General features: G+C 67.2%; 4 protein-coding genes and 3 pseudogenes. 6 read left to right on the top strand and 1 reads right to left on the bottom strand.

What is annotated here, in order from left to right:
* Positions 1 to 158 precede the first annotated feature (158 nt).
* Positions 159 to 1558, bottom strand: a pseudogene (locus AC1DWT_RS49770) (IS1380 family transposase).
* Between the two features lie 154 nt (positions 1559 to 1712).
* On the opposite strand from AC1DWT_RS49770, the pseudogene AC1DWT_RS49765 reads away from it, so the two are divergent.
* The 6 genes and pseudogenes from AC1DWT_RS49765 to AC1DWT_RS49740 all read left to right on the top strand — a co-directional run.
* A pseudogene (locus AC1DWT_RS49765) lies at positions 1713 to 1871 on the top strand (hypothetical protein); the annotation flags it as partial.
* A gap of 85 nt (positions 1872 to 1956) precedes the next feature.
* On the top strand, positions 1957 to 2271 hold the full coding sequence (locus AC1DWT_RS49760) for a DUF6308 family protein (RefSeq protein ID WP_179443383.1): 315 nt from the start codon (positions 1957 to 1959) through the stop codon (positions 2269 to 2271).
* A 46-nt stretch (positions 2272 to 2317) separates the two neighbouring features.
* Positions 2318 to 2521: a hypothetical protein gene (locus AC1DWT_RS49755; RefSeq protein WP_095870093.1), complete on the top strand. Its 204-nt coding sequence runs from the start codon at positions 2318 to 2320 to the stop codon at positions 2519 to 2521.
* Positions 2518 to 2685, top strand: a complete 168-nt coding sequence (locus tag AC1DWT_RS49750) for a hypothetical protein (protein WP_179443377.1) — start codon at positions 2518 to 2520, stop codon at positions 2683 to 2685. The genes AC1DWT_RS49755 and AC1DWT_RS49750 overlap by 4 nt, the downstream gene beginning before the upstream one ends.
* A gap of 88 nt (positions 2686 to 2773) precedes the next feature.
* Positions 2774 to 3735: pseudogene (pip, locus tag AC1DWT_RS49745) on the top strand (prolyl aminopeptidase).
* Positions 3732 to 3995, top strand: coding sequence for a hypothetical protein (locus tag AC1DWT_RS49740; protein WP_095870094.1), 264 nt, complete (start codon positions 3732 to 3734; stop codon positions 3993 to 3995). The pseudogene pip and the gene AC1DWT_RS49740 overlap by 4 nt, the downstream one beginning before the upstream one ends.
* The last annotated feature ends 397 nt before the right edge of the window (positions 3996 to 4392 follow it).

Genomic DNA, 4392 nt, shown 5'->3' with positions numbered 1-4392 from the left:
GCCCTGAGGAGGTATTAACCTCGATCCACCGATCGGTGATGGGTTGAGTGATGAGTCCGGTTGCGGGCGTTGGTGGGCTTATGGGTGTGGGTGATCGTCCGACCTGGGTGTCGGGTTGTTCCACTGGGTTTCGGGTCGGGGCCGGCTGGCCGGGCGGATTAGGTGACCTGGGGTCTTCGATGCCGGGTGTGGGTGAAGAGTTGGTTCCATTCGGTTTCCCAGGGCCAGCGCCGCGGTAGGTGCAGGTGAGGCGGCGTGCCGAGGACGCGATCCGGGCCGGGACCGAGATCAGGGTGCGGCGGATGGTGGCGGTCGTCGCCCGCACCAGGCGGGCCCCGGTGAGGGTGGCGGCGGCGCGGGTGAGATTGAACGCCATCACCGCGAGTACCAGCCAGGCACTGTTGGCGGCGAACCGTCCCGAGGGCAGGTGCGCGAGCGCGGAGTTCTTCAGGTCGGCGTGGACCTGCTCGATGATCGCGTGCCCGCGGTGGATCTTGTCCGCGGCCACGGTGTCCAGGACGGCGGGGTCGGTGGTGGTGAAGAACGCGTGGAACCGCCAGGTGTCGAACAATGAGCCCTGACCGTCGGTGTGTTCCCGCAGGTCGGGGATGCGGCGCACCACCAACCGGCCCGGTGTCCGCTCGGAGGCGAGGCGGGTGAACGCGGTGAAGTCGATCTCGGCGACCTCGGCGCGGGAGATCCACCGGCCGGTCTGTTCGTCGTAGACGGCGTCGGTGTATTCGATCGGGGTCCACGCATCGTCGTCGATGGCGGCGATCGCCGCTTTCACCGTCGCGGTCATCCGCACCGTGACCGAGACGTCGGCGCCGGAGCGCAGTGCCGCGGACACGGTCGGGTGCCCGTAGAAGGCTGAGTCGGCCCGCACCAGCACAGACCCCGGTGACATCTGCGGGCGCAGGCGGCCGAGTGTGGCGAGGGCGTCGCTGACCATCCGGGATGCCCCGCGCGGGGATCCGCAGCCGCCGCGGCGCAGGCGTTGGCCGACGATCACCGGTGCCCGCCCGTCGGTGGTGGCGGTGGCGATCAGCGCGTTCAACCCGCGGATCCCGGTGTATCCGTAGCCGGCGCCCTGCTTGGCGTGCCCGTGCACCGGGACGATGGTGTCGTCGAGGTCGACGAGGATCCGCCCACCGACTTCGGGCCCACCGACCAGCGGTGTTCGTTCGGCCAGGCCTTGCAGGAATCGGGCGGCGACGGCGTCGAGTTGGCGGACGTGCCCGAAGGAGAACGTCCGCAGGAAGGAGCCCAGCGTCGACGGGGCGTACGGGTGGTCGAACACCGTGGGCATGGCGCCGTGCCGCAGCAGCGCCATGTCGTCGATGCTGTCGGCGCCGGCGACCATGCCCGCCACCAGCGAAGACACCTTCCGGCCCGCGTGTGCGCCCTTGTCGGTGGGCAGCGTCAGATGCTCGTCTGCCAGGTCAGCGAGGCCGCAGTCCTGGGCCAACCCCAGGACCGGGATCAGTCCGGCCGCGGCGAGGAGATTGCGGTCGTCGAACGCCGAGGCCGTCACCGGGTGGGTGTGGGATAGTTGCACCCTAGAGATGCCCTTCGTGTCGATCGAACTGGTTCTGTGAGAAGTCCAATTCTTTCAGCACGCAAGGGCATCTCGCCGTTTCAACTCACCCAACCCCACCCTGCATCGGTGGATCCGGGATTAAGGCCGCCCGTATCTGGGGGTCGACGCTTAGGTGCGGAGCGCACTTCGATTTGTGGTCGAGCACCGGCGACCGGGCCGGGGGAGGTGGGCCGGTTCACCGCGGACGACCTGGTTGCGGCGGGTGTTCCTGTCGGTGCAGGTCCCCCCGAGGGCGGCGCGGGCGATCCTGCACACCGAGGCGGAGGCGCTGAACGCCCTTCTGGCGGCGATAGGCCCGGATCGGGACCTGGTCGACGAACCGGACCCGCTGACCCCCGGGGTGGCCCGCCTGGGACCTGGAAACGGCCCTGTGGGCGCTGCCGGGGATCGGCCGGACGAAGGCGACGAAGCTGATCGCCCGCACACGTCCCCGGCTGTACCTGATCTGGGATTCGGTGGTCAGTCAGGTCCTGGGCACCGAGCGATCGCACTTGAACCCGGTCCGGGAGTCCTTTCGCGCCGACGACGGGGCGTTGCATCGCCGGTTGCTGTCGATCCTCGGGGAGGCCGGCCTCCCCGAGGAGATCTCCGCGCTCCGCGTGTTTGATGTCATTGCGTGGATGGACGGCAAGAGCCGCGACCTGGGTGAGCGCTCTGACCTGGGAAGATGACACGTCCCGGGGTGAACCGTCATAGGCGAAGTCGATGATGGGCGGTGTGGACGAGGCGACCCCCGTAGGGGCGGGAAAAGGGCTGCGGATGTCGCTGGGCATCATCGGCGGTCTGCTGGCGGGGTTCTTTTGTTATGTGCCGGCGGTGATCTTGTGGCAGTACTACTTCGATGTTCCGCGACCTCGGGTGTATCCGCACGGCGCGTTCACCTCGTTGGGGCGGATCCGCCGCCGGCCGGGTATTGGGTGAGCTGGGCGGCACCGGCCCTGCTGGTGGTGGTGTTCGGGTTGGTGACGGTTCCGTGGCGCGCTGCCCGGCAGTTCGCCGTTCCGTTTGTGCTGGCGTTTCTGCCGATCGCGGCGCTGGCGGCGTGGTTCGTGATCGGGATGGATCTGTTCTTCACCCCCGACTGAACCTGCTGTTCGGGTTGTGCGGTGTCATGGTGGTCGGCATCCGGGACCTGGGGTGGGTTCGCGCGGTGAGGGGCGTCAGACTTGGTTCATGGTGGAGCGGTTTCCCATGGTAGAGCCGTACGAGTCCGGCCTTCTGGAGGTTCCCGATGGGCAGGTGCTGTATTGGGAGTCGGTGGGCAATCCTGCGGGGACTGCGGTGGTCTATCTGCATGGTGGTCCTGGGTCGGGTGGCACGCCGGGTGTGCGGAGGTTTTTCGACCCGAAGGTGTTTCGGGCGGTGTTGTTCGATCAGCGGGGGTGTGGCCGGAGTCGGCCGTTGGCCGACGATCCGGGTAGCGATCTGGCGGTGAACACGACGGCGCATCTGGTCGCCGATATCGAGCGGCTCCGTGAGCATCTGGGGATCGAGCGGTGGGTGGTGGCGGGGGTGTCGTGGGGTGTCACGCTCGGGTTGGTGTACGCGCAGGCTCATCCGGACCGGGTGATCGGGATGGCGTTGGGTGCGATCACCTCGGGCAGCGGTAGGGAGGTCGAGTGGATCACCCGCGATATGGGGCGGGTGTTTCCGCGGGAGTGGGAGCGGTTCGTCGAACCGGTCCCTGCCGCGGAGCGTGGGGGGAATCTGGCGGCCGCGTACGCCCGGCTGCTCGCGCACCCGGACTCCGCCGTGCGCGAGAGGGCTGCGTTGCGGTGGTGTGAGTGGGAGGACACCCATGTTTCCTGGTCCCGGGGTGGGCACCGTCGCCCCGCTTTCGGGATCCGGTGTTCCGGATGGTGTTCGCACGTCTGGTCACTCACTATTGGGGCAACGACCACTTCCTCGCACAGAATCAGCTTCGCGACGGAATGGGTGTGCTGGCCGGCATTCCGGCGGTGCTCGTGCACGGCCGGTACGACGTGTCCGGTCCTCTCGTCACTGCGTGGGAGCTGTCTCGTCGGTGGGAGGGAAGTCGGCTCGTCGTCGTCGAGGATGCCGGGCACGGCGGCGGCAGCTTCACCGGGGAGTTCGTCGCGGCGATCAACTCCTTCGCACCCCCGCCGGGAAGATGACGACCGTGATCGTCCGGGATCCTGATGGGCCGACCAGCGTGTGGGTGTTCTTGGGCAGTGAGCCTGTGGAGGTTGCCGAGAGCTGCATCGATGTCGGTGCGGGCTGGGACTGGGACGACTGGTGCGAGCACCGGGACGAGATGCTCGCCGGTGCCTCTCCGGCGGCGCGTGAGTCGCTGCTCACTCTGCTCGACGGTCCGCCCGGCGGGGTCTATGTGGAGGGCCGTGACGATCGGCCCTGGCTGGATCCCGCAGCCTAGTTCGCCTCTCTCCGTGCACGGCCCGTACCCGACTTCCGGGGTGCGGGCGGTGTGCCGTGCGGGGGCCGTAATGGTGCTGTGACCTGGTGTGATGACATGTCCCCGGTTTGTGATGTGGGGGGTGCCGGCGACATGTTTGGGGGGTGCCGGCGCCGGGGTGTCGGCGGCGCGTGGGTGTCTGTTTCGTCCGGTTTTGAGTCGTTTTTGAAAGATGTTGATTGACAACATGTTTCGCTAATTGGTTGGTGAATAAGTATTTACGTGYGTTGTGCACAAATRTYAGATTGTAAGGTTCGTAATCKGTTGTSGATCAAMAWATTTGGGYRTTTCKSGATTTTCGACTGTTTGGGRTRTGTGGGGGKGGGTGGTATGCTGTGGGTATGACATGGGGCGGCGC

This window comes from Rhodococcus sp. P4_B6 (genome assembly GCF_056402215.1).
The sequence above is the reverse complement of the archived record's forward strand: the minus strand, read 5'-3'. Positions and strand labels throughout refer to the sequence as shown.

Excerpts from the sequence above, each read along its gene's own strand:
- AC1DWT_RS49740 (WP_095870094.1), top strand. The coding sequence starts at position 3,732 with ATGACGACCGTGATCGTCCGGGATCCTGATGGGCCGACCAGCGTGTGG.